16 protein-coding genes are annotated in these 26,245 nt (G+C 72.1%); 10 read left to right on the top strand and 6 right to left on the bottom strand.

What is annotated here, in order from left to right:
• Nucleotides 1-100: 100 nt before the first annotated feature.
• The 4 genes from NQZ70_RS09960 to NQZ70_RS09945 form a co-directional block, all read right to left on the bottom strand.
• Nucleotides 101-1,513, bottom strand: a complete 1,413-nt coding sequence (locus NQZ70_RS09960; RefSeq protein WP_129574006.1) for an RICIN domain-containing protein — start codon at nt 1,511-1,513, stop codon at nt 101-103.
• 239 nt (nt 1,514-1,752) lie between these two features.
• A complete protein-coding gene (locus tag NQZ70_RS09955) occupies nt 1,753-3,282 on the bottom strand; it encodes an RICIN domain-containing protein (protein WP_129574005.1) in 1,530 nt (509 codons plus the stop codon).
• A gap of 1,083 nt (nt 3,283-4,365) precedes the next feature.
• Nucleotides 4,366-5,883, bottom strand: coding sequence for a serine/threonine-protein kinase (locus tag NQZ70_RS09950; RefSeq protein WP_129574004.1), 1,518 nt, complete (start codon nt 5,881-5,883; stop codon nt 4,366-4,368).
• Complete coding sequence (locus NQZ70_RS09945; RefSeq protein ID WP_272828140.1) at nt 5,880-8,333, bottom strand: FecR domain-containing protein; 2,454 nt, start codon at nt 8,331-8,333, stop codon at nt 5,880-5,882. The genes NQZ70_RS09950 and NQZ70_RS09945 overlap by 4 nt, the downstream gene beginning before the upstream one ends.
• A gap of 68 nt (nt 8,334-8,401) precedes the next feature.
• Here NQZ70_RS09945 and NQZ70_RS09940 point away from each other — a divergent pair, with 68 nt between their 5' ends.
• On the top strand, nt 8,402-10,168 hold the full coding sequence (locus NQZ70_RS09940) for an OmpA family protein (protein WP_272828139.1): 1,767 nt from the start codon (nt 8,402-8,404) through the stop codon (nt 10,166-10,168).
• A gap of 51 nt (nt 10,169-10,219) precedes the next feature.
• Nucleotides 10,220-12,040, top strand: coding sequence for an adenylate/guanylate cyclase domain-containing protein (locus tag NQZ70_RS09935; protein WP_129574002.1), 1,821 nt, complete (start codon nt 10,220-10,222; stop codon nt 12,038-12,040).
• Nucleotides 12,041-12,067: 27 nt separating this feature from the next.
• Here NQZ70_RS09935 and NQZ70_RS09930 read toward each other — a convergent pair whose 3' ends face one another.
• Nucleotides 12,068-13,348 (bottom strand): serine hydrolase, encoded by a 1,281-nt coding sequence (locus NQZ70_RS09930; protein ID WP_237245191.1) that lies wholly within the window; start codon nt 13,346-13,348, stop codon nt 12,068-12,070.
• 1,813 nt (nt 13,349-15,161) lie between these two features.
• On the opposite strand from NQZ70_RS09930, the gene NQZ70_RS09925 reads away from it, so the two are divergent.
• The 8 genes from NQZ70_RS09925 to NQZ70_RS09890 all read left to right on the top strand — a co-directional run bounded on the left by NQZ70_RS09925 (nt 15,162) and on the right by NQZ70_RS09890 (nt 25,015).
• Nucleotides 15,162-15,617 carry a hypothetical protein gene (locus NQZ70_RS09925; protein ID WP_129574001.1) on the top strand — a complete coding sequence of 152 codons (456 nt, stop codon included), beginning with the start codon at nt 15,162-15,164 and terminating at the stop codon, nt 15,615-15,617.
• 266 nt (nt 15,618-15,883) lie between these two features.
• Nucleotides 15,884-17,074 (top strand): cytochrome P450, encoded by a 1,191-nt coding sequence (locus NQZ70_RS09920; protein ID WP_165373884.1) that lies wholly within the window; start codon nt 15,884-15,886, stop codon nt 17,072-17,074.
• Nucleotides 17,075-17,370: 296 nt separating this feature from the next.
• Complete coding sequence (locus NQZ70_RS09915; RefSeq protein WP_129574000.1) at nt 17,371-18,618, top strand: hypothetical protein; 1,248 nt, start codon at nt 17,371-17,373, stop codon at nt 18,616-18,618.
• Nucleotides 18,619-18,950: 332 nt separating this feature from the next.
• On the top strand, nt 18,951-19,541 hold the full coding sequence (locus tag NQZ70_RS09910) for an ATP/GTP-binding protein (protein WP_129573999.1): 591 nt from the start codon (nt 18,951-18,953) through the stop codon (nt 19,539-19,541).
• A gap of 133 nt (nt 19,542-19,674) precedes the next feature.
• On the top strand, nt 19,675-20,988 hold the full coding sequence (gene mgtE / locus NQZ70_RS09905; RefSeq protein WP_129573998.1) for a magnesium transporter: 1,314 nt from the start codon (nt 19,675-19,677) through the stop codon (nt 20,986-20,988).
• A 14-nt stretch (nt 20,989-21,002) separates the two neighbouring features.
• Complete coding sequence (locus NQZ70_RS09900; RefSeq protein ID WP_165373883.1) at nt 21,003-21,170, top strand: hypothetical protein; 168 nt, start codon at nt 21,003-21,005, stop codon at nt 21,168-21,170.
• A 61-nt stretch (nt 21,171-21,231) separates the two neighbouring features.
• Entirely contained in the window at nt 21,232-21,951 is a 720-nt protein-coding gene (locus NQZ70_RS09895; RefSeq protein WP_129573997.1) for a YciI family protein, read from the top strand.
• 607 nt (nt 21,952-22,558) lie between these two features.
• Complete coding sequence (locus NQZ70_RS09890) at nt 22,559-25,015, top strand: cellulose binding domain-containing protein (RefSeq protein WP_237245190.1); 2,457 nt, start codon at nt 22,559-22,561, stop codon at nt 25,013-25,015.
• A gap of 173 nt (nt 25,016-25,188) precedes the next feature.
• Here NQZ70_RS09890 and NQZ70_RS09885 read toward each other — a convergent pair whose 3' ends face one another.
• Nucleotides 25,189-26,196, bottom strand: a complete 1,008-nt coding sequence (locus NQZ70_RS09885) for a rhamnogalacturonan acetylesterase (RefSeq protein ID WP_129573996.1) — start codon at nt 26,194-26,196, stop codon at nt 25,189-25,191.
• Nucleotides 26,197-26,245: the final 49 nt, after the last annotated feature.

Raw genomic sequence — 26,245 nt, 5'->3', positions numbered from 1 at the left:
GTGCTCAGCGCACTGGAGTGCGCTTCCGCGCCGAAAACGCCGATCTGGGCCGTCTCCTGTGCGGGTGACCGCCGCTCTGCGATCGTTCGGGGGCGCGAGGTCAGAACTGCGAGAAGAAGTTCCAGATGGCCGAGCTCGCGAAGCTCGGCTGCTGGTGGTCACCGGCGAACTCGCAGCGGTGCACCGGGTAGCCCTCCCGGCACCCTTGATAGGCGACGCACGAGCTCGGGCCTACGGGGGTCGTCTCGGTGCTGCAGCCGTTCTTGCGCACGAAGACGTCGAGCGCCGCCCTCCCGGCCGAGATGGGGACGACGCTGTCGGACAGGCCGTGCGACATCCAGACGGCGACGGGCTGGGTGTTGGATTGGTTGCAGCCGCTGTAGAGGGCGCCGGACATCGGCGCGATGGCCCGGAAGACGTCGGGCATGTCACAGCCCAGCGCGTTCGACATCATCCCGCCGAAGCTCCACCCGGTCGAGAAGACGCGGCTCGTGTCGACGCACAGGTTGGCTTCGAGGTGGTCGACCATGGCGCGGGCGAAGGCGACGTCGCGCCCGCCCGTGTTGGCCCAGCCGTTGTCGATGCCGTTCGGCGAGACGAAGATGGCGCTGCCGTTCGCCAGCGCCTTGAGCCCATAGTACCCGTTGTTCACGACGTCGCTCGCCGATCCGCCGCGCCAGTGCCAGCCGAACACCAGCCGATACGCCTTGTTCGGGTCGTAGTTCGCCGGGATGTCGAGCACGTACTGGCGCGAGGTGCCGTTGACGTTGATGGTGCGGTTACCGCTGGCGAGGGAGGTGGGAATGCCGCAGCCGGCGCTGCGCACGCCGCCGGTGCCGGTGCCGCCGCCGGAGCCGCCGGAACCGCCGGAGCCGCCGGAACCGCCGCTGCCGCCGCTGCCGCCGGTGCCGCTGGTGCTGCTGGTGCTGCCGGTGCCGCCGGTTCCCGAGCCCACGGGCGTGAGTCGGAATTGCTGATTGGTGCCGCCGTTCGACGCCCATTGAATCACGGCGGTGCCGTCCGCGGTGCCGCGGCCGTAGACGTCCAGGGACTTGCCGCTGTGGCGCGCGGTGATGCGCACGACGCCGCTGGCGACGTCCGTGAACGACCACTGCTGGTTTGTCCCGGTCCAGCAGGAGTATTGCTGGATGGCGGCGCCGTCGCCGGTGGAGGCGCCCGTGACATCCATGCAACGGTTGCTGTTGACGTTGCGGATGCGATAGTAGCCGCCGCCCGCCGATTCCATGCGGAACTGTTGCCGCGTCGACCCGTTGCAGCTGGCGATCTGCATGGCCGCTCCATCAGCGGTGCTGCCTCCGGCCACCTGCACGCATTTTCCACTCTGGACGCCGACGATCGTATAGACCGCGTTCGTATCGACCGTGATGGCGCCCTCGAGCGAGCCTTGCTCCTCGATGTCGGCGTCGTACGCCCCCTCGGGGCCGACGACGCACGACACGGCGAGGACGCCCGTCGCCGCCGCAATCAAGCCCTGCTTGGTTCCGAATCTCATCTCGTCCTCCTCCTGTCAAGTAAGTGAAACTGCCATCTTCTCACTGCTCGACGCTGCCCTTGCGCAGGTCGGGGTCGCTCGCCGCGCGCTCAAGGCTCCCGAGCGGGCCGCCGCGCCGGCCATCGCCGCCGCGGATGAACGTAGAGACGCGCGCAGGGTGGATGGGTTCGCTCCGCGTGCGCCAGGGTCGGTCGAACCGCCCTGCTCCTCGGAGCAAGGCGGTTCGAGGGCGAGCCACTCTAGGGCAGATTGGCAGAAGAGATCTGCCAGGTCCTGTCGGTGCAGAAGCGGCAGCTCGGGCCGACGAGCATGCCCTTGCCGGTGGCCGATTCGTCGCCCTTGAGCCACCAGTTGAGCCACGCCAGGTTGACCTGAGTGAACTCGCCGCCGTTCCGGGCCCACAGATCGCCCCCGTGATCCGCGCCGACCTTGGCGAACATCATGACCGGGATATCACCCAGGGCGGCGATGTTCTGGAAGTCTCTCGCGCCGTTCTGGTTCGCGCCCAGGCTATCCGCGGTGCCGGTGACGATCAACACGGGTGTATGAATCGAGTTGTAGAACGACTGATTCGCCGAGAAAGAGCCGCTGCTCGTGTGTCCCCAGGTCGTCATCCTGGGATCTGCAGCGGTCCCCGCCGCCATCAAGCCGCCGCAGGAGAAGCCGTTCGCGGCGACCTTCGTGGTCTCGATTTTCTGGTAGTAGGCGCTGCAAGGCTTCTCATTCTGGGCGATCACCCAGTCGACGTAGCCGCGCAGCACGTCGCCTCCGCTCCCGAGGTCGCGGTTGGGCTGCGTGTTTCCCGGTGTCCCGTCCGCCACCACGAAGTAGCCGTGCGAGGCAATTTCGGCCATGGCCGCTTGATTCGCGAGCCCGTCTCGCGAGCATCCGCCCTGCCCCCAGACGAAGATCGGATACTTGGTGGCTCCACTGAGATCCGCCGGACGGAAGATGGTGCCCTGGTTGATTCCCGGGTCTGAATTCGTCTCGACGACCACCTGATGAGGGCCGCTCCCCGACACGTTTCGACCAGCCGGTCGCGACGCGGTGCACGTGCCGCCGGTGCCGCCCCCGCCGCCGGTTCCGCCCCCGGCGCCGGTGCCGCCGGTGCCGCCGGTGCCGCCGGTGCCGCCGGTGCCGCCGGTACCGCCGGTGCCGCCAGTGCCGCCGGTACCGCCCCCGCCGCCGGTGCCGCCGGTTCCCGAGCCCACGGGCGTGAGTCGGAATTGCTGATTGGTGCCGCCGTTCGACGCCCATTGAATCACGGCGGTGCCGTCCGCGGTGCCGCGGCCGTAGACGTCCAGGGACTTGCCGCTGTGGCGCGCGGTGATGCGCACGACGCCGCTGGCGACGTCCGTGAACGACCACTGCTGGTTTGTCCCGGTCCAGCAGGAGTATTGCTGGATGGCGGCGCCGTCGCCGGTGGAGGCGCCCGTGACGTCCATGCAACGGTTGCTGTTGACGTTGCGGATGCGATAGTAGCCGCCGCCCGCCGATTCCATGCGGAACTGTTGCCGCGTCGAGCCGTTGCAGCTGGCGATCTGCATGGCAGCTGCATCAGCGGTGCTGCCTCCAGCCACCTGCACGCATTTTCCACTCTGGACGCCGACGATCGTGTAGACCGCGTTCGTATCGACCGTGATGGCGCCCTCGAGCGAGCCTTGCTCCTCGATCTCGGCGTCGTACGCCCCCTCGGGGCCGACGACGCACGACACGGCGAGGATGCCCGTCGCCGCCACGAGCAAGCTCTGCTTGGTTCCGAACCTCATCCTGTTCTCCTCGTCCTGCTAAGTAAGTGAAACTGGAATCTTCTCACGGCTCGACGCTGCCCTTGCGCAGGTCGGGGTCGCTCGCCGCGCTCAAAGCTTTCGAGCGGTCCGCCGCGCTGGCCATTGCCGCGCAGAGTGGATAAGTTCATTTCGCGTGCGCCAGGCAACGCGATGAGGGTATCTATTGTTCCGGGCTGGCATGCCCGTCAAGCCGATTGTGCATCGCGAGCGGGCCTGACCTCATAAAGGTGCGATAAGCTCAGATGCCGAGTCATGATGGTAACTCGACGCCGACATGGGGCCGAGTCCTCGACGGACGCGATCGCCAGGCGCGCCAGGCGCGCGAATCTCGTGCGAATCTCGTGCGAATCTCGTCGAAGATCGCCTGCGGCCGACGGGCCGCGCCGGCCGCGCTCGGCATGCGAGCGCGCTCGAAAAGCTGGAGTGAAATGGACGGCTGGCGTCGCCGTACGACACCGCCAGATGTTCATGGTGCAGCCCCCCCGGAGAGGCCTGCTGCTGGACGGGATACGTCGGGTCGCTTCCGGGGTTCCCGCCGCTGCCGGCTGCACCGGCGCTGGGATCATTGCTGCAACCAGGGTCGCCACTGGCCAGGACCGCGATCCCAGCCGCGAGCGACATGACCGATCGCTACTTCATGACCGTCCCCTGAGTGCGCATGACGGCCCACCTGGAGCGAAGCAAAAGCATGACGACCGGTCGACAGTGTGAGCGTTCACATGGCCGGTGTCAACGTCGATCGACCAGCACGCCGCTCGGTTATCGATGTACGCGCAGCTGTGAGCATTCACAAATTCACCCAGCTAGCGTGCTGAGCCGCAGCACGCCGTCCAGCTCGCCCCTGCTTCCGCGCTCAGCGTGGGCCCGGGCCACTCGGCATAGGCGTTTGCGGGCCCATGCTGCAACATGCTGCATGAGAAGAGGACCGCCAGGGCGCAAGAGGCGCAAGGAAACAGAGATGGAATTTTATTCTTCTCCTCCCCCGCCCCCTTGCGCCCTGGCGCCCTGGCGGTCCTCTTCTCATGAATCGATTTTTTGCCGAATTCCGGCAGGATCGGCGTTCTAGCGCCCCCGGCGCACCACCCGCGCGATCTTGCGCGACAGCACGTCCGGCGCGACCGGGTAGCGCACCACATCGGCGGCCCCCGCCGCGACGAGCGCGTTCATCCGGTCCGAGGAGAGCCCCGCCGCGCACACGACGGCCCGCACGCCGCCGGGCGCCGCGCGGCCGAGCGCCTCGAGCAGCGCGCACGCCGCCTCCACGTCCGCGCCCGCGTCGATCACGGCCACCCCGAGCCCCGAGTCGACCAGCGCGGCGGCGTCGGCCACCTCGGTGAGGTGGATCCCCTGCGCGTCGAGCCCGATCTCGCACGCCTCGCTGAGCCCCTGGCCCGCCGGCGCGAGCCGGATCAGCCCGACGGCGCGCTCCGGGACGGGCGCGAGCCGCGCCGTCTCGCCGAGCGGCCAGGGGGGCGCCCGCTCGCCCCGCTCCCCGAGCGGCACGTCCGCCTTGCGCTCGGGCAGCCGACGCGCCTCCGCCTCCCGCGACATCGCCTCGTCGAGCCGCGCCCGCGCCGCCGCGGCGCTCTCCGGCCGCCGCTCCGGCAGCTTCGCCAGGAGGTCCAGCCGGAGCCGCTCCAGGAGCGGCGGGACCGGCGGCGCCCCGGGCGGACGGACCAGCGGCGGCGGGATCGAGAACATGTGCATCGCCATGAGCTCGATCGCCGGAAGACCGGTGAACGGCGGCGTTCCTTGCAAGAGCACGGTGAGAATGCAGCCGCAGGCGTAGAGATCGGTGCTCGGGCCCACGGCGAGCGAGCGGCACTGCTCGGGGCTCATGTACTCCGGCGTGCCGGCGACCATGTCGTTCGAGGTGAGCGTCGGGCCGGCGTCGAGCGGATCGTCGAGGTGCGCCAGGCCGAAGTCGACGACCTTGGCGACGCGCTGCCCGTCCTGCTCGGCCAGCAGCACGTTCTCCGGCTTGAGATCGCGGTGCACGATGCCGCACGCGTGCGCGGCGCCCACGCCGTCGAGGATGTCCCCGAAGATGGCCGCCACCTCCGCGAGGTCCATGAGCTCGCGCGACGCCCGGAGCCGCGCGGCGAGCGACTGCCCCTTGAGCAGCTCCATCACGAGGTAGACGAGCTCCTCCTCGTCGTCCTCGTCGCCCCCGAGGTCGAGCACCTTGACCACGTTCCGGTGCACGAGGCGCGAGGCGGCGCGCGCCTCGCGGAAGAACCGCCGCCGGCTCTCCGGGAGCAGCGCGATGTGCGGGTGCATCGTCTTGACCGCGACCGGGACGCCGAGCAGGACGTGCTCCGCCTCGTAGACCTCCCCCATCCCGCCCGCGCCGAGCAGCCGCACGAGGTTGTACTTGCCGCCGAGGACCCGCCCGACGCCGGCCCGCTGCGACGGGCCGGCTTCCGGCACGTCGGAGGGGAGCGTCTCCGCGTCGGCCATGCGGCCGGCGGGCTGGCGCGGGTCGGGCGCGAGCTGGGTGCCCGGCGCGCGCGCGCCCTTCAGCACGGTGCGGTCGGGGTCCCCGGCCGGCGGCCGGCGCGCGCCGTCGCCGCCGCTCACGGCGGCGCCTCGCGGAAGCCGACCGCGATCTGCGCCGTCACCGGGCCCTCGCCCGCCTCGCGCCACGGGCTCACCCGCACGGACAGCGCCCCGAACAGCGCGCCGCCCGCCTCCGCGCCCGCGGACAGGCCGCCGAGCACGTCGTTCGCGCCGTCGTCCCGGTGGACGAGGTGCAGATCCAGCGCGCCGTGCAGCCGGAGCCACGGCGCCGCGTCGGCCGCCGCGCCCGCCAGCAGGAAGCCCTGCGACGGCGGCGCGGCCGGCGCGCCGCCGCCCGAGGCGCCCGCTGCGCCGCCCTCGCCGCCCGCCGTGCCGCCCTCGCCGTCCGCTGCGCCCTCCCCGCCGCGCCCCGCGCGGATGCGGAGGCCCGCGTCGACCACCCACGTGAGCCGGCCCGCCGCGCCGCCGAGCGCGACCCCGGGCTCGACGCGGACCGGCGGGCCCCCGTCGGCCAGGGGCACGCCCAGGCGAAGCGTGGGGCCGAGCTCGAGCGCCGAGCGCTCGAGGCGCACGGCCCGGAAGCGCGCGCCGAGCCAGCCGGTGCTGCCCCCCCCCTCGCCGTCGCCGGCGGGGTTCGAGCGCAGCGCGGCGTCGAGCCCCAGCGGCCCGATGGCGCCGCTCGCGCGCACCTGCCCCGCCGCCACCCAGCCGCCCCCGGCGCGCACCGCGGCCGCGCCCACGGCCACCACGGCCGGCGGGGTGGGGCCGAGCCAGAGCGCGTCCGCCGCCGCGGTCACCGGCAGGAGCGGGAGGTACGCGCCCAGCACGGGCGCGGCCGGCGGCGGCGGCACCGCCGCGCGCGCCGGCCCCGGCGCGGCCGGCAGCTCGACGTCGCTCGTGCCGAGCACGCCCCCGCGGCCGTCCGCGACGTCGAGCCGGACGCGCAGCGGCTCGCCGGGGCGCGCCGCCTCCGGGGGCAGCGGGATCCGCGCGGTCAGCGCGCCGCCCTGCGCGCCGCCGGTCAGCGCGGCGGAGCGCACCCCGCCCGGCAGGTGGGCGACGATGCGCGGCGCCACCCGCTGCGCGACGTCGACCCCCGCGACCCCGTCGAGCGCCACCCGGGCCTCGAGCGCCTGCCCGCCCGCGGTCGCCACGCGCGCCGCCTGGATCGCCGCGCTCACCGCCGTGTAGCGGACCGGGAGCGACGTCACCGCGTCGGGCGCACGCTCCGCCGCGGCGCTGCCCCGCTCGCGCAGCCGCAGCGCGCGCGGGGCGCGCTGGAGGAGGTCGATGCGCTCGGGGATGGGGCCGAACGGCCCGTCGTCGAGCGAGAGCTCGAGCGCGGGCGACGGCGTGAGCTCGACGATCCCGTACGGGTTCGCGGTGATCTCCCGCGCCGCCGGGGCGACGCCGCCGGAGACCCGCGCGGCGACGAGGTGGAACCGGCGCACCGCGCCGACGCCCAGGTACTCCTCCCGATCGATGACCCGGACCCGGAGGAAATAGGCGCCGGCCGGCATCTTCTCCGCGCGGAAGGACACGACGTCCGGCTTCACCTCCTCGCGGACGACGAGGTCGTTGAGCTCCGGGTCGCGCGCGACCTCGACGCGGTAGCCGGCCGCCCCGGGCGCCGGCTTCCACGACGCCGACAGGACGCCGAGCCCCGCCGGGGCGAGCGCGATCGGCGCGACGTCCGCGGTCGTCCACTCGGGCGGCGGCGGCAGCGGCCGCGGGCGCGCGGGCGGCGCCCTGTCCGAGAAGCGGGTGCCATGGTCCTTCGGGACCACGACGGAGACGCCGCCCGAGCTGACCCCCGCCTTGCCGTCGAACACCGCGACCGTCGTCCGCTCCCCGCGCCGCTGCACCACGGTGTCCCGCGACGACGCGCTCACCCGGCCGCCCCCGCCCGTGGCGACGTCGACCGACTGGCCGCGCAGCGCGGCGAGCGCGGCCTTCACCTCGCCGTCCGCGAGCTCCACGGCCGCGGGCGGCGTCTTCGATACCCGCGTTCGGCTCGCCGTACCGTAGATGACGACGAGCGTATTGGGCGCGAGCAGCACCCGAGTCCGATCCACAAACTCGATGTCTGCCCGCCCCTCATCGAGCGTGTTGACGCTCGAGTTCGCGACGAGGGGCATCCCCGGCGCCGCGGGCGCCCAGGCGCCGGCCGCCGCCCGCGCGCGCACGTCTGGGTGCATCGACCGGATCTTCGCGTCGGGGATCGACGTCACCTCGGCGGGGAGCACCAGCGTGAGGCCCTCCGCGAGCGCCGTGCCCGGGCCGCACGCGACGCGGTTATATCGCTGGATCAGCCCAACATGCCTGGACGAGCCGTAGAGGACCTCTGCGATGTGGTCGCACGTCTCTCCGCGCTGCACGCCCCATTGGATGACCGCCTCTGGATATCCCGGCGTCGGCTCTTTGGCGCTCGACGCGCCGACGTATCCAACGTGGCTGGCGCAGCCGAGGAGCACCGCGATAGCGACGGACTGGCCACTTGACGATGCCACGCCCGGCGCACGCTAGCGGATCGAGATCGGCGTTGCAAGAGACCAGGCAATGGGATACGAGCAGACCGATGGCGTTTTGGTCGGCGCGCGCCATCGCGCCCCTCCTGGCCTCCCCGCTGCTCGTCGCGGCCGCCTCGGCTTCCATGCCGGCCGCGGCGCAGGAGGCCACCGCGCTCGACAGGCTCGCTCCCGCGCCCGCGGGCGACGGGCTAACCACTGTCCCTTCTGCCGGCGTATCGGGCGAGCTCCGGCCGGCGGTCGGACTGCTGTTTTCCTATTCTCATCAACCGCTCAGCCTGCGCGGGACGGCGCCCGCCGGCGCGGTCGCGTGGGTGGACCGGCAGGCGATCCTCCACGCGCTCGCGAGCGTGGAGCTCTTCCAGCGGGTCAAGCTCGACCTCGACGCGCCGTTCGTGCTGGATCAGGGCGGCGCGTCCGGCGCGCTGGGGGACGTCCGCGTCACGGCGCCCGGCGGCGGCGCCGCGCTCGCCGATCTCCAGGTGGGCGGCCGGGTGGCGCTCCTGCCGCAGGAGGGGCTCTGGCCGGCGGCGGCGCTCGGGCTCTCGGTCTGGCTGCCGACCGGCGACGCGTCGGCCTTCGCCGGCGCGGGCGCCGCGCGCTACGCGCCGCGGGTGATCGTGGGGGCGGAGCACCCGGGCTTCCGCTGGTCGGCCTCGGCGGGGGGCCGGTTCCAGCCGGCCTCAACGGACAGCCTGACGGGGAGCGAGGTCTTCTTCGCCGCGGGCGCCGGCGTCCGCAGAGGCCCGCTGCAGCTCGGGTCGGAGCTCTCCGTGTGGGCGGCCGCCGGCGAGGCGTCGGCGGTCCGGGTGCCGGGCCGCGCCGGGGCGGAGCTCCTGCTCACCGCGCGCTGGTCGCTCGGCCCGCTCACGCTGGACGCGGGCGCCGGCCCCGGCTTCGGGCGGCTGCCCGGCACGCCCAAGGCGCGCTTCTTCGCGGCGCTCGGCATCGCCGCGGACGCCCTGCCGGCGCCGGCCGCGGCCGCGCCTCGGGCCCCCGCGGGCGCGCCCGCCGGGGCGGACGGCGGCCGCGGCGCCGCGCTGGCGCCGGCTCCGGCCGCCGATCTCGACGGGGATTCGGTCCCCGACGCGGAGGACGCGTGCCCCCGGGTCATCGGCGAGGCGCGCCCGCCGGCCGCGGCGGCGGGGGCCCGGCAGGCGTTCCGGCGCGGTTGCCCGCCGGACCGGGACGACGACGGGATCTACGATGTCGACGATCGCTGCCCGGACGAGCCGGGGGTGAGCAGCGCCGCGGCCGACGGCGCGCCCGGGAGCGCGGGGGCCCGGCCGACGTCGAGGCACGGCTGCCCTGCGGACACGGACGGCGACGGCATCCCCAACGCGGCGGACGCCTGCCCCTACGAGCGCGGCAAGCCGAGCGAGGACCGCGCGACGCACGGCTGCCCGTTCGCGGTGCGCATCGAGGGCTCGCAGATCGTCATCCTGCAGCAGGTCCAGTTCCCGACCGGCAGGGCCGAGATCGAGCCGGAGAGCTTCGAGCTGCTCGCCGAGGTCGCGGCGGTCCTCGAGGAGCACCCCGAGATCGCCCGGGTCGCGGTCGACGGCCACACGGACAACCAGGGCGCCGACCAGGCGAACCTGCGGCTCTCGCAGCGCCGCGCGCTCGCGGTGGTCGCGTGGCTGACCGCGCACGGCATCGACGCCCGCCGCCTCGAGGCGCGCGGCTTCGGTCCGCGCCGGCCCATCGCCGACAACCGCACCCCCGACGGCCGGGCCCGGAACCGCCGGGTGGAGTTCCAGATCCGCAAGCGCACGGACGAGGGCGCGGCCGGCTGGAAGGACGGCCCCCTTGAGTGACCCGGCGCGCGGCGCGGCGCGCCGCCGCCGGGCGCGCGCCGGGGGCTCCGCGTGAGGGCGCTCTCGCTCAAGGCCAAGGCGATCGCGCTGTTCGCGGGGATCGCGCTCGTCCCCGTGGCCGTCGCCGTGACGCTCCTCGCCGACGTGAACCGGCGCGCCGTGCGGACGTCCGAGGAGGCCTTGCAGGCGGCGATCCTCTCCGAGGTGGCCTCGGTCTCGATCCAGCTCGTCCGGGACGTCGAGAGCGACGTCGTCGCGGCGGCGGCCATCTTCGGTCACGCCGCGGGCGGCGCGATCCGGGACGAGGATGCGGTCGCGTCGGTGCGCGCCCTCGTCGCGACGCGCGCGCTGGTCGACGCGGTGCGGCTCGAGGTGCCCGACGCGGGGATCGGCACCGTGATCCGCAAGGCCTCGTCCGGCGCGGACGTCCCCGCGGCGCCGGCCGCGCTGCGCCGGCTCGCGGACGAGCGCGGGGTCGGCTTCGGCGTGGTCGGTCCGGCGCGGGGCCTCCTCGTGGCCCGCGTGCGACCGTCCGGAGAGGCGGGCGCGGCGGATGCGCCCGCCGGCGCGGCCGATGCGCCCGCCGGCGCGGCGCCGCCTTCCCCGGCCGGCCCTGCCGGCTACGTGGTCGCGGAGGTGGCGCTCGACGCGCTCGGGCGCGATCTCGCGGCGATCGCCGCGCGCCGCTTCGGCGGCCGCGAGGTGCGCCTGCTCATCGCGGGCCACGATCGCCGGGCGATCGCGGCGTTCGGCGTGCCGGGCGCCGCGCCGGGCGCCGACGTCTCGGCCTTGCCGCTCTGGGGCAAGCTCCCGCTGGGCGCGGTGTGGACCGACAAGATCAGCGTGCTCGGCCCGCACGACGAGGGCGGCCAGCGGATGATCGGCGCCATCGAGACGCTCCCCGACCTCGGCTGGGCGGTCGCGATCTGGCGCCCGGAGCCGGTGGCCTTCGCCGCGCTCGACGAGATGCGGCGCCGCGGCCTCGCGGTCGCCGCGGGCGCGCTCGTCCTCGCGCTCGTCCTCGCGGTCTTCACCGCCCGCCACGTGACCCGCCCGGTCCTCCACCTCGTCGCGCAGGCGCGGCTCATCGGCGCCCGGCGCTGGCGCGAGATCGCGCTCGGCGAGGGGCTCCGCGGGCGGCGCGACGAGATCGGCGAGCTCGCCGCCTCGCTCGGCCGCATGGCCGCGGATCTCGAGCAGGGCGAGGCCGAGATCGCGCGCGAGGCGAAGCTCCGCGGCGATCTCGGCCGGTTCATGGACAAGGCCGTCGTCGACGCGATCGTGCGGGGCGAGCACCCGCTCGCGCTCGGCGGCAAGCGGGCGGCGGTGTCGGTGCTCTTCGCCGACGTGGTCGGCTTCACGCCGCTCGCCGAGTCGCGCGAGGCCGAGCGCATGGTCGCCCTGCTCAACGAGCTCTTCTCGATGCTCACCGAGATCGTGTTCCGGCACGGGGGCACGGTCGACAAGTTCATCGGCGACTGCGTCATGGCCGTCTGGGGCGCCCCGCTCGCGCAGGCGGATCACGCGCGGCGCGCGCTCGCGGCCGCGGAGGACATGATGCGCTTCCTCGAGACGGCGAACGAGGAGTGGCGCGAGCGGTACGACGTCGAGGTCCGCCTCGGCATCGGCGTGAACTCCGGAGAGGCGATCGTCGGCAACGTCGGCTCCGACAAGCGGATGGAGTACACGGTGATCGGCGACGTGGTGAACGTCGCCTCGCGGCTCGAGGCGATCGCGGCGCCGAACCAGGTGCTTGTCTCGGAGGCGACCCGGTCCCTCGCCGGCGACGCCTTCCCCCTGCGCGCGCTGGGCGAGCGCAACCTCACCGGGCGCAAGACGACCACGGCCGTCTACGCGCTCGATCCGGACTGAGCACCGCCCGGCGCGCCCGCGCGGCGTTCAGTCGTGCACCGCGTTGATGATGCCGTCGAAGAACTCGGCGCAGCCGATGTCGTCGAGCATCCGGCTCCAGCCGATGTCGTCGAACGGCTGCGGCAGGCCGTGGTTGGTCAGCAGGACGCCGATGATCTTGAGATCCGGATCGACCCACACGAACGTCCCTGCGCCGCCCGCCTTGCCGTACGCGCGCGGCGACAGGCGCATGCCGCCGCTCGAGAAGCGCCTCGTCCAGAGCTCCCAGCCGAGTCCCTTCGGGGTGAGGAGCAGGTTGTTGATGGGCGAGGTGTCGGTCGCCGCCGCCGTCACCTGGGGCGTGTTGTTCTTCTTCATCAGGCGCACCAGATCGGGCCGCAGGACCTCGGCGCCGCCGTAGGCGCCCCCGTTCATGATCATCTGGCAGAACACCGCGATGTCCATCGCCGTGGAGAAGACGCCGTCACACCCGGTGACGCCGCCCAGCGCGAAGTCCTGCTCGTCCTGCACCTCGCCGCGGACGACGTAGCCCCGGAGGCTCGAGTACCCCGTGGCCGCGATGCGCTCGAGGAGCTCCGGGGGCGGGCAGTACATCGTGTCGCTCATGCCGAGAGGCTCCCAGATGCGGTCGCGCGCGACGGCGTCCAGATCGTCCCCCGCGGCGGCCTCGATCATCCGGCCGAGGAGGCGGTACGTGAGATCGCTGTAGAGCACCGACGTGCCCGTCGGGTACTCGAGCGGCGTCTCGGTCATGAGGTGCCACACGGTCTCGTCGTCCGGCTCGTCCAGGAACTGGTTATCCATCGGCAGGCCGGCCGAGTAACGGAGCATGTCGTAGACGGTAATGGCCCCCTTTCCGTTGGCGGCGAACTCCGGCAGGTAGCTGGCGACCGGATCGCTCAGCCGGATCACCCCCTCCTGCACGAGCGCGAGCGCCGACGCGGCCGTCGAGAGCACCTTGGTCATCGATTGCAGGTCGAAGATCGTATCGAGCGTCACCGGCTCGTCCGCGCCGGCGACCTTGCTGCCGAAGGCCCGGTGCCCCACGACGACGCCGTTCCGCGCGACCAGCGCGGTGGCGCCGGGGAACAGGCCCTCGCTCACCCGGCGTTGTATCCGCGCGAACACGTCCTCGAGCCGTTCGGAGCTCATGCACACCGCCTCGGGCTGCCCCGGGGTGAGCGTGGTGCAGGTGGCGCCTCTCCACGGGTCCGAGCCCAACGCGGGCGCCGCGGCGGCCACCGCGGCGAGCTGGGTCATCCCTTGCAAGAAGTGCCTGCGGTTGAACGCTCGTCGTTGATCGATCATGGCTCTTCCCAACCTTGCTTTCATGAGGAACGAATGGTTCCACGGTGTCGCCTCGGCAGCGCCGGGCGCATTCAACGTGGGCGTCTGTCGCGAGGAGTCGCAAGTAGCACGCCAGCGCTGCCTGTTTTCTTCTCCTCCTGCTGCATCGCCGACGAGACCGACTATCTCGCTGCCTTTTCAGCCGAGCGGCTGGGCGCGTCTCTGCCATTTGGGTTGGCACGGCGGCAATCGAAGCGCAATCGATTGCGGGATGACGCAAGCAGATGTGCGCTCCCGCGACATCCAGGACGCCCCAGGACGACCGTGGACGAATGCACAGCACGTTTTCGACCGCGCTTCGAGGCGAGGGCGGACACCGCATTCGGGCGTCGCTCCACGGGCGCGGCCGCGCCTCCGGGCGGCGCGCCCGAGCGGCTGGATCGACGCGGACGGCGCCTCTCGAGGTGCGCCCCACGACGTCAGGCAGCCAGCGCGAGAGGGTGCCTCCACGCGAGCTGGGTCGAGGGCAGCCCGACCATCTGCCCGCTACCCCATCTGCCGCCCAGTCGCCGGTCCCGATTTGTCTCCCGACAAACAACTCTCGTCGTCGAGTGGATGGTTTAGAGAGCAGCATCACGGATTCGATGCGATAGCAGGATACCGACGGAGCTTCCCTGTCGCGACGCCGCCGCGCGCCGCGATACCCTCTCTCCTTTCGCCCCTCAGGACGGGCGGGCGGCCCGCCCGCACCGAGCGCGCGGCTCCCCGGGCCGGCGGTGCGCCAGGATCGAGCCGTACCAGCGGCCGCGGTGCTCCGCGGTCGAGTCTGCATGCCCTGGCATGCACCTGCGGGCGCTGGCATGCACCTGCGGCCACTGGCATGCACCTGCGGGCGCTGGCATGCACCTGCGGGCGCTGGCATGCACCTGCGGCCACTGGCATGCACCTGCGGCCACTGGCATGCACCCCTGCGGGCCCCGGCATGCACCTGCGGGCCCCGGCATGCAGCTCCCGCGGACACACGGCCGCAAAGGAGGGTCCGGCTGCCGCTCATGGCGGATCTCGAGACGACCGCTCAGGCCGCCAATCGCGCTGCTACCGCCCGGTTTCTCGGGGAAAGCTGGCCGACGCGCGCTCGGCGCGGCGCGGGCGTCGTCACCCTGGATGAGCTCGCCGGCGGATGACGCGATGGGCGCAGGCGGTATAAAACTGACCACCCCGCGGCCGGGAAGCATCGACGCACCGCCCCGTCCCTTGCGCGGGCAAACCTAAATCGATATCATATGAGCTCGAGATAGACAACGGCAGAAGCGCACTACGACAGAGAGCCCCCGCGGCCCCGCGTAGCCTGTCGTGTCTTGTCTCATTGTCACAGCCCCAGTGAGGCACCTTTGTCGCCCGGACGACAGAGCGATTGAACTCTTTCACGACTATGCTGTCCTGACACCGACTCTGGCGTTGGCATCAACCGTGAATAGTCTCCAGCGCGAGGGCCGAACGGCTCTGCAAGTGGGGCGTATGTGCTCCGGGACGGCATGAGCGAACATTGATTTCGCAGCGCGCAGGGCTGTTCGCAGCAGCGCGCCGCGCGGGGGGGCTCCCTTATAGGAGCCCGCCCGGTACAACATGGCTGCATCGAGACCGGCGCGAGAGCGCCGGCTGGCGACCACAGGTCGAGATCGATCCAAGCGGACGCGCACCCGACGGACGGGGCCGCCCGAGCGCGCGATCGATCCATGGGACTCGTGACTCGCTCATGACGAACCGGTGTTTTGCGCTCGTCGAACGATCAAACCAAACCTAACAAGACCTGCTTCCAAGAGGACAAACAAACATGAAGTCGATCAAGTCTCGCGTGCTCTCTGGTGTTGGCGCTGCTCTCGTTGCCCTCAGCCTGTCGACCAGCGCGCTGGCGTCGTGGGATGCGCCGGCCGCCAGCGACGCGCCGAACTACACGAACGTGGCCGCTGGGCTCGTGTCCGTCGCCGCCCAGCTCACCGATGTCCTGGATCTGAACGATGAGGTCATCAACGCCGAGCACATCAAGATCGTGTACCTCGACGACGTCCTCAACGACGCCGATATCGACATCCTCAGCCAGACGCTGAACAACCTCATCCTGAACCTCCAGATCCTCAACCTTCAGAACGTGCTGAAGGACGTCGACGTCCTCAACGGGATCAAGGTCGGCGACGTCCTCAGCAACAACGATGTCGACGTCAGCGATGTCGTCGGCGTCAAGGTCTTCGACATCAACGGCGTCAAGAAGCTGCTCGTGTTCGTCAAGTAGCTCTGAACGCGGGCGGAGCGCCGACAGCAGGAGAGGACGAAGCCCGGGAGGTCGGCCGCCTCCCGGGCTTTGCTCGGTCAAAATGACCGACCATCCGGTCATCTCGACCGGCCGGCGCGCCGCTCCATCCCGCGCGACGGCCGTGAAACCCGGCGATCGCGGCCTGGCCTCCGGGGTGCTCTGGGGTGCCCCCGTGGTCCGCTCGCCCGCGCCGCCCTCGGTCCTCGAGCGCGCTGCCCGGCCGAGGGGCCCGGGAGGCAACCGCGATGGATCATCGGATGGACGTGCTCTCGCCCGCGTTTCGCGCGAACCCGTATCCCTGGTACGCCGCGCTGCGCCGCGCGGCGCCGGTCTGCCAGGTCGAGCCCGGCGGGATGTGGGCGGTGAGCCGGTACGAGGACGTGCTCTTCGTCCTCAAGAACCCGGAGCTCTTCTCGTCGCACGGCTTCAAGGCGGCGTGGCAGCCGCCCTGGGTGGGGTACAACCCGCTCGCCAACTCGATGCTCGCCCTGGATCCGCCGGCGCACACGCGCCTGCGCGGGCTCATCCACCGGGCGTTCGGGGCGCGCACCGTGGCCCGGCTCGCGCCGCGCGTCCGCGCCGTCGCCGAGGAGCTCGCGAGCGGCCTCGCGGGAGAGCTCGACGCCATCGACGCGCTCGCGATGCCGCTCCCGGCCTTCGTCATCGGCGAGGTGCTCGGGCTCGACCACGGGCTCCGCCGGCACTTCAAGCGATGGGCCGACGACATCCTCTCGGTCACGCCCGGCCCGGAGCCCCCCGCGCACGCCGAGCGCGTCCGGACGACGATCGCCGAGCTGACGGGGTACCTGAGGGACGTTGTCGCGGCGCGGCGCCGCGCGCCGGCGGACGACACCGTGACCGACCTGATCCGCGCCGAGGCCGACGGACAGGCGCTGACGGACACCGAGATCGTCGACTTCCTCGTCTTGCTCCTGCTCGGCGGGCTGGAGACGACAACCCACCTGCTCGGCAATGCGCTCCTCTTCCTCGCCGATCATCCGGAGATGATGCGGCGCCTGCGCGGCGCGCCCGACCTCGTGCCGCTCTTCCTCGAAGAGGTGCTCCGGTACGACGGCCCGAGCCAGTCCGTGCCCCGGCTGACCACCCGGGAGGTGGAGCTCGCCGGGGCGACGCTGCCGCCCGGGGCGCTCGTGCTGGCGCTCGTCGCCTCGGCCAACCGCGACGAGCGGCAGTACCCCGAGCCGGACCGGTTCGACCTGCACCGCGGCTCTCACGGAGGGCTCCAGTTCGGGCACGGCATCCACTTCTGCATCGGCGCGGCGCTGGCCCGCATGGAGGCCCGCGCGGCGCTGGAAGCGCTGGTCGCGCGCTTCGCCCGGATCGAGCGCGGCCCCGGGGAGATCGTCTACAACCGCACCCTCACCGTGCGCGGCCCGGTCGCCCTGCCGCTGCGGTTCGTCGCCGGGCCGGCGTGAGGCGCGCGCACGTAACCAGCGCGCGCGAACGTAACCCGCGAACGTGACCCGCGAACAAAACAAACGCGCCGCGAGGCGCAGGGCGCGTCACCCGCGCTCGCCGGCCGCCGCAAAGGGCCCTGCCGCGCCTGCCATCTTGACAGAGGTCGCGCCCGCGCTATCCTCGCCACACCGGTCAGGAACAGGATCCGTCATTCCACCGACCGCCGAGTCATGACGGGCCGCGCAAGCGCCAGGCGACGATAGACGCAAAGACGTCCCCGCGCCGCACAGGCCGGGGATGACGAGGTCGCGCCATGCGAAAGGCGGAAATCGACGCCCTGGTGCGCGCGCATCGGGGCCGTGCCCGTCCCGTCGCCTTCTTTCATGTGCTCCGCCAGCCGGTGCTCGAGCCGGACGATCATGCCTTCTTGTCCGAGCACATCGAGGAGCTCGGGACATCCGATCTCCTGCGCTGGAGGGCGCGGTGCGAGAGCGGCTTCAGCGGGCCGGTGATCCAGCAGCTCGCCCGGCTCGCGATCCGGGATCCGGCGCACTTCCAGCACGAGGTGCTGGGCGTGCCGCGGCTCACGCTCGCCGAGGAGGAGTGGATCGAGCTCTCGGATCTCGTGCGCGGGAAGGTCCCGGCGGCCATCTACGAGCGCGTGCTCGCGCGCTGCCGGCGCGAGCCCGTCCAGTGGGCCTCGGAGTTCGTCTTCTCGCCGAGGGTCTACCGTGGGCTGCCGCCGCTGCTCGACGGCGATGAGCTCGACGGCCTCGGCGCCGAGCGCCCCGCGCTGCGCGACATGCCGGTCGCGAAGATCCTCGCGGCGCGGCGGGCCGGGGCGCTGTCGCTCGACGACGGCGCGCTGGCCGCGCTGGCGATGGAGCGCGCGCGCGGCTCGGACGAGGACTGGAGCGCCGATATCCCCCATTTTCCTGCGGTGCTCCGGGACGCGATCCTCGAGAAGGCGCGGCGGACGCCGCGGGGGTCGGAGCGGGCGAACCTGCTCGTCTGGCTGGAGGCGCACGGCGTGGGGCGGGCCGCGCTGCTCGATGTCGCGCTCGGGTCGATCCGGGCGGGAGGCGACGCGTATCCCATGCTCCCCTGGCTCGTGCGCCAGCTGACGACGCGGGCCGCCTGGGACAAGCACGGTCTGGAGACGCTCTCTGCGCTGATGTCGCGGCGCGCCTTCTCGGAGATAGGCGAGCTCGTGACGCTCGCGTGGAGCGAGGCCGGCCAGGGCGGCAAGGAGGTCTCGCGCGGCTTCCTGGAGGCGATCCAGGTCGCCTTCGCGCTGGTCCTGCTCGGGATGGCGCGCGAGGCGCTCGCGGCGGGCCGCCAGGAGGGCGCGACGGCGGCGCTGTCGGCGCTCGCGTGCCTCGACCCGCCGTCGCGGGTGAGCCGCGCGGTCCACGAGCTCCGGCGGGTCCCGGGCGCGAGCCCGGATGTCGCGGAGCTCATCGCGGTGAACGAGCGGCTCGTGAAGCACAGCGACGCGCGCGACGCCTCCCTGGAGGGATTCGTGGCCGCGCTCCACGCGATCGCCGACGCGTCCTGCTGAGCGCCGCCGGCGCGGCGCCGCTCGCGGCGGCGACACAGCGGCTCGCGGCCGGCGGCCCGTGACGTAGCGCGCGGCGCGGGCGCCGGCGGCGCGTGACGTAGCGCGCGCCGCGCTCGACGCGGGGATTCGATGGGGGAGCGGCCGTCGCCTCCCTTCGACGGCGGGGGCCGATTGCCTTCCTCCCGTCGCGAGGGCCGGCGGTCGCCTTCTCTTCGCATGCGGTGGTCGGCCGCTGCCTTCGCTTCCAATGCGAGCGCGGCCGATCGCCTTCGCTTCCAATGCGGGGACCGGCCTTGCCTCCCCTCGAACGTCGACTCTGGAGGAGCACGCCGATGGCGTTCATCAACTATGCGAGCCGGGAGATCTACTGCAAGATCGTCTATTACGGGCCCGGGCTCTGCGGGAAGACGACGAACCTTCAATACGTGTACGATCGGACGGTGCCGAGCGCCAAGGGGCGGCTCATCTCGCTGAAGACGGAGAGCGATCGCACGCTGTTCTTCGATTTTCTGCCGCTCGATCTCGGGGGCCTGTCGGGCTTCCGGACGCGCCTTCAGCTCTACACCGTGCCGGGCCAGATCTTCTATCGAGCGAGCCGGAAGCTGATCCTGAGGGGAATGGACGGGGTCGTGTTCGTGGCGGACTCGCAGCTCGCCCGGCTCGACGCGAACCTGGAGTCGATGGCCGACCTCTGGGACAACCTCGCCGAGGAGGGCCGCTCGCCCGGGCGGCTGCCGCTCGTGATCCAGTACAACAAGCGGGATCTCGACGGGATCGCCGACGTCGCGGAGCTCCGCGCGCTCCTCAACCCGGGCGGAGCGCCCGAGTTCGAGGCCGCGGCGGCGAGCGGCCGCGGCGTGTTCGACACCCTGCGGGCGATCGCGAAGCTCGCCCTCAAGGAGATGGATCGCGGGCGCCGCTGAGGCCTCCCGCGCGCGGCTGGGCTCGTGCACGAGGGCACGAGGCCGTATCCTCGCGTGGCGTCGAGGCCGGGCACCTGCGCCTCGACCTCCTCGTCTTGCCCCTTCCCCAACCCCCTCGTCGTGGAGGCGAGCCATGCCTGATGACCGTCTCACCGCCGCCGAGCTCCGCGAGATCTGGGCGATCCTGTCTCCCGCGGAGCGCGTCGAGAGCTTCGAGCACACCGACCGGAGCGAGGTCCACAGCTTCTTCCTGAGCCTGTCCGGGCAGGAGCAGGCGGCCCTCCTGCTCGCGATGAGGAGCGGCGAGCGGAGGCTCTGGATGCGGCTCCTCGCGCCCGACGACGCGGCGGACGTGATCCAGCTCGTTCCGCCGGAAGACCGCGCCCCGTTCCTCGAGATGCTCGACGAGCCGACGCGGCGCGAGGTCACGGCGCTCATGGCGTACGCCGAGGACGCGGCGGGCGGCCTGATGAGCCCGCGGTTCGCGCGCCTGCGGCCCGACATGAAGGTCGGCGAGGCCATCCGGTACCTCCAGCGGCAGGCCCAGGAGAAGCTCGAGACGATCTACTACGCGTACGTGCTCGACCAGGAGCAGCGGCTGCTGGGCGTGGTGTCCTTCCGGGACCTCTTCGTCGCGCCGGGCGACAGGCCGGTGTCCGACGTCATGCGCCGGGACGTCGTCTCGGTGCCCGACACGCTGGACCAGGAGGCGGTCGCGCACGTCATCGCGCGCCACGATCTCAACGCGCTCCCGGTCGTCGACGCCGGGGGCCGGATGAAGGGCATCGTGACGGTCGACGACATCGTCGACGTCGTGCAGCAGGCGGCCACCGAGGACATCCAGAAGCTCGGCGGCATGGAGGCGCTCGACACGCCGTACATGCAGACCAGCATGCTGGCCATGGTGAAGAAGCGCGCCGGCTGGCTCTCGGCGCTCTTCCTCGGCGAGATGCTCACCGCGAGCGCCATGGGGCATTACGAGGAGGAGATCGCGAGGGCGGTCGTGCTCGCGCTCTTCGTGCCGCTCATCATCTCGAGCGGCGGCAACTCCGGGTCCCAGGCGACGACGCTGATCATCCGCGCGATGGCGCTCGGCGAGGTCACGATCAAGGACTGGTGGCGCATCGTCCGACGCGAGCTCACCGCCGGGCTGTCGCTCGGCGTCATCCTCGCCACGATCGGTCTGGTCCGCATCCTGGTGTGGCAGGCCGTCTTCCACACGTACGGGGAGCACTATCTCGAGGTGGCCGCCACCGTCGCGATCAGCCTGGTCGGCATCGTCACCTGGGGAACGCTCGCGGGCTCGATGCTGCCCTTCGCGATCCGCCGGCTGGGCTTCGACCCGGCCAGCGCCTCCGCGCCGTTCGTCGCGACCCTCGTCGACGTCTCGGGGCTCATCATCTACTTCAACGTCGCGCAGATCGTCCTGCAAGGCACGCTGCTGTGATGCTCGGCGCTTCGATGCGCTCCACGACGAAGGACGGCAAGTGCACCCAGGACCCGTCGTTGCTGCGCCGGGAGCTCGTCGGCGACGAGCGCGCCGCCTCCGGCGCCGCGCCCCGCGGCGGCGCGACAAAAAAAATGCGCCCCCGTGTCGATCCGGCCCGCCCCCGTTCGTCGCCCTGCTGAGCGCCGGGGGTACCCCCGGTGACCCCCCGGACGGAGACCCTGGACCAAGGAGGATGTGGACATGCGTTTCATGATCATGCACAGGACCGACGCGCAAACCGAAGCCGGCGCGCTGCCGAGCCCCGAGTTCATCGCCCGTGTGGGGCAGCTGGTGGGGGATCTGGCGAAGACGGGGGTGCTGCGCGCCGGCGAGGGGCTGCGCCCGAGCTCCCAGGGCGTTCGCCTCCAGTTCGCCGGCGGCAAGCGTACCGTCACCCGAGGGCCCTTCGGCGCGGCGAGGGCGGTGCCGGCCGGCTTCGCGATCCTCCGCGTCGCCTCGCTCGACGAGGCGATCGGCTGGGTGTCGCGCTTCGCGGAGCTGATCGGCGACGTGGACATCGACATCCGGCCCGTGACCGAGGCGTGGGATCTCGGCGTGGCGCCGAAGCCCGAGGGGCTCACGACGACGCGGTACATGGCGGTCCACTGCCACGACGAGGCCGACACCGGCGCGCCGCCCGCGCCGAAGCTGGTGGAGGAGATGGGTCGCCTCATCGAGGAGATGACCCGGGCCGGCGTGCTGCTCTCGGCCGAGGGGCTGCAGCCGAGCGCGAAGGGCGCTCGCGTCGCGTCGACCGGCGGCAAGCACAAGGTGACCGACGGGCCGTTCGCCGAGTCCAAGGAGCTGATCGGCGGCTACGTCATCGTCGATGTGCCGTCGCTGGACGCCGCCAAGGACCTGGCGCTCCGCTACGCGGAGGTCGTGGGCACCATCGAGATGGACATCCGCGCGCTGTCCTGACGAACCTCGTCCCGAACGACTCGGACGCGTGCTACGACGCGTGCCTGGGCCCGTGCCTGGAAGACGGCGCGCTCCTGCCGAGCCAGCGCGCGCGGGCCCGCACCGCCGAGCGCCTCTAGCCGCGCCCGCCCCCGCGACCACTGCACATCTGTCCACATGCTGTGGATTTTCTGTGGACAGATCGAGCCCGGCACGCCGCAGCGGCGCGTGAGCTGCGCGGCGCGGGTTCCTCGGAGGAGCCACGGATCCGGAGCCGTGCCCCGGCCGGCAGCGACAAGGATTCTTGTGGAGGAGCTCGCTCGGTTGCCCGCGCCAGGGTCGCGGGGGATGTCGAGAGAGCACCGACAAGGTCGGGTTTCGCGGCCCCGCCGCCATCGGGCTTCAGCGGGATCCCGAGGCGTTCTCGTGCGCCGCAAAAACTCCGATCTGCCGAAAGCGCACGTTTTTTTGAGACTCTGGTGATTGAGTCCGAGCTGCCGGAGCAACATGGAGGTCGTTCCTTGATCCTCGAACGCCGGGGCCTCCGGTCGAATGATCCGCCGGCCCCGGAGAGCGAGGACCTTTCGCGGATCGCCTCGTGCGCCGCGCGTTATGAAAGGATATTTCCATGCGAACTTGCTTATCTGCAGCAACGGCCACCGCCCTCGTGCTCCTCGGCGCGTGTGTCATGGATGACGCGTACGGGCCTGAAGGAGGGCTCGAGCAACAAGAGGCCTGGGATCAGCCGCTGACAGGCGACGGGCTGACCGCGACGCTGACGTACGCGTCGGACTGGGGGACCGGGTACTGCGCCGACGTCGCGATCCGGAACACGGGGACGGCGGCGACGACCACATGGCGGATCGGCATCGACATGAGCGGCACCACGCTGGCAAACGCCTGGAACGTGGCGACGAGCATGAGCGGGCCGCAGCTGATCGCGACGCCCGCCGCCCACAACGCGAGCCTGGCCCCGGGCGCGTCGACGAGCTTCGGCTTCTGCGCCACGGCGAGCGGTCCCACGCAGCGCCCGGTGCTCGCGAGCGTGACGGCAGGCGGATCCGGCAGCACCAGCAGCAGCAGCGCCAGCAGCGCCAGCAGCACCAGCAGCACCAGCAGCACCAGCAGCAGTAGCAGCGCCAGCAGCGGCGCAGGCGGCAGCGGCGGCGCCGGCGGCAGCGGCGCCAGCAGTAGCAGCGCCAGCAGTGGCGCAGGTGGCAGCGGCGGCTCTGGGGGCAGCGGCGGCTCCGGCGGCAGCGGCGGCTCCGCACCGAGCGGCCACTACCAGATGGAGGACCTCGATCGCGGCGTGGTCGCCGTCAAGGTCTCCAACGGCGTTTACGTCGGGTGGAGGATGTTCGGTTACGAATATGACCCGGCGAACCCGAACGCCATCTCGTACGACGTCTACCGGAACGGCACGCGCATCGCGAACGTCACCAACAGCACCAATTACCTGGATACCGCCGGCACCACCTCGTCGACGTACACCATCCGGGCCGTCGTCGGCGGCGCCGCACAGGCAGCCTCGCCCGCCGCCGCCACCTGGGGCCAGAACTACCTCCGCATCCCGCTCGAAAAGCCCGCCGGCGGGACGACGCCCTCGAAGTGCGACAACGCGGGCGAGAGCTATTCGTACTCCGCGAACGACGCGAGCGCCGGAGACGTGGACGGCGACGGACAATACGAGATCATCCTGAAGTGGGATCCGTCGAACGCCAAGGACAACTCCCAGGCCGGCTGCACCGGCCCCGTCTACCTCGACGCCTACAAGCTCGACGGGCGGCGGCTGTGGCGCGTCGACCTCGGGAGGAACATCCGGGCAGGCGCGCACTACACGCAGTTCGTGGTGTACGACTTCGACGGCGACGGGAAGGCGGAGGTCGCCGTGAAGACCGCTCCAGGCACGCGCGACGGGACGGGCGCGTACCTGCGCCGAGGGCCCGCCGCCTCCGACGACGACGCGGCGGACCACAGGAACGGCGCGGGGTACGTGCTCAGCGGCCCCGAGTACCTGACCGTGTTCGGCGGGCTCGACGGCGCAGAGCTCGCGACCGTGGCGTTCGACGTGCCCCGCGGGACGGTCTCCTCCTGGGGAGACTCGTACGGCAACCGGGTCGATCGGTTCCTGGCGAGCGCCGGATTCGTGAGCGACCTCGGGAGAGGACAGGAGGCGAGCGGCCGGCCGGCGATCCTGATGGCCCGCGGCTATTACACGCGCGCCACGATCACCGCCTGGAGCTTCCGCGACGGCAGCCTCACCCAGATCTGGAAGGCCGACAGCAACGCGAACACCGCCTACACGGGCCAAGGCGCCCACTCGATGGCGGTGGCCGACGTCGACGCCGACGGCGCGCAGGAGGTGATTTACGGCGCCTCCACGATCGACAGCAACGGCACCCGGAAGTGCTCGACGAACTTCGGGCACGGCGACGCGCTGCACGTCAGCGACTTCGTCCCCTCGCGTCCGGGGCTCGAGGTGTTCATGCCGCACGAGGACGGCAGCAAGCCGACCTTCGACATCCACGACGCGAACACGTGCGCGGTCCTCCGGCAGGGGCCGGTCACGGGCGCCGACACCGGCCGCGGCGTGGCGGGCGACGTGCTCGCGAGCAACGCCGGCGCCGAGATGTGGACCAACTCCACGGGAGGGCTCCTGTCCGCCAGCAGCGGGTCGAACGTCGGGAGCCAGCCCGCCTCGGCCAACTTCCTGATCTGGTGGGACGCGGACGAGCTGCGCGAGCTGCAGGACAAGACGTCGATCACCAAGTACGGCGGAGGCTCGCTGCTCAGCTGCAGCCAGTGCGCATCGAACAACGGCACGAAGTCGACGCCTGCGCTCACGGCCGACCTGCTCGGCGACTGGCGGGAGGAGATCGTGTGGCGCGAATCCAACGACGCCGCGCTGCGGCTGTACACGACGACGAGCGTGACGACGCGGCGGATCTACACGCTGATGCACGATCCGCAGTACCGCATGCAGATCACCTCGGAGCAGACCGCCTACAACCAGCCGCCTCACCCGAGCTTCCATATCGGCGCCGGGATGGCGGCGCCCCCCAGGCCGGACATCCACGTCAGGTGACGCCGACCGCGCACGGCGGGCGGGTCGCCCCGCGCGAGGCCGCGGCGCGGCCTGCCCGCCAGCGCGCGAGGGCGTGAGGTCGAGCGGTCAGGGCGCCGCGCGAGCGACAGGCCGAGAGGAGCCGCGAGGCGCGGGAGCCGCGGGCCGGAGGCGCGGGAGCTGCGGCCGGGATCTCACTTCCGGTACCGCGCGAGCAGCAGGCCGGCGTCCGCGGTGCCGTCGGCGACGAAGCCCGCCATGGCGCGGGCGCCGGTCTCGTTGAAGTGGGTGCCGTCGACCGAGCCGTCCGCCCGGACGAGGAAGAAGTCCTCGCCCGCCGCGACGCACCCGATCGAGTTCAGGTGGGCGAGGGTCTTCTCGTTGAGATCGATGACGGGCACGTCGAGCTCGCCCCCGAGCTCCCGCATCGCCTTGGCATACGCGGCCAAGCCGTTGCCGAAGTCGTGGCTGTCCCCGGTGCACGATCGCCGCGGTGGCGGGGTGACGAGCACCGGGATGGCGTCGCGCGCCTGCGCGCCCGTGATGTACTGCTCGAGGTACGATTTGAAGTCCGTCGCGGGGTCGAGGTAGTAGGGAATCGTGGCGCCGTCGTGCTCGTACGTCGCGGTCTTGTTGCTGTCGTTGGTGCCGAACTGCACCAGCAAGTAATCGCCGCGCTGGATGTCGTCGAGGATGTCGGCGAGGCGCTCCTCGTCGATGAACCGGCGCGCGGTGCGGCCGCCGATGGCCCGGTTCTCGATGTGCACCCGCGCGTCGAAGAACTCTCCCAGCATCTGGCCCCAGCCCGCCTGATGAATGGCGCTGTTCACATAGGTCTGAACGGTCGAGTCGCCGGCGATGTAGACCGAGACGTCCGGCAGCGCGGCGCTCCCGCCGCCGCCTTCAGCGCCGCCCGAGGCGCTCGTGGGCCCACCGGTAGCGGCGCCGCCGCCCGAGCCACCGGCGCCCGAGCCGCCGGCGCCCGTGACGCTGGCGCTCGTGACGCTGGCGCCCGTGACGCTGGCGCCCGAGCCGCCGGCGCCCGTGACGCCGGCGCCCGTGACGCTGCTCGCGTCGCCGGCGCCGCTGCCGCTCTGCGCGGGGGGCGGGTCGTCGGCGCCGGCTGGGTCGCAGCCGCCGGACGCGCCGGCGACGAGAAGAAGAGGAAGCACGACGGTCAGGAAGATGGGGCGAGTTCGCATGACAAGCTCCTGCGGGAAAACAACGGATGGAGGAAGCGCGCCTCGGTGC

This window comes from Sorangium sp. So ce836, assembly GCF_028553905.1.
GTDB lineage: Bacteria > Myxococcota_A > Polyangia > Polyangiales > Polyangiaceae > Sorangium > Sorangium cellulosum_D.
This window is presented reverse-complemented; position numbering and strand designations above follow the sequence as displayed.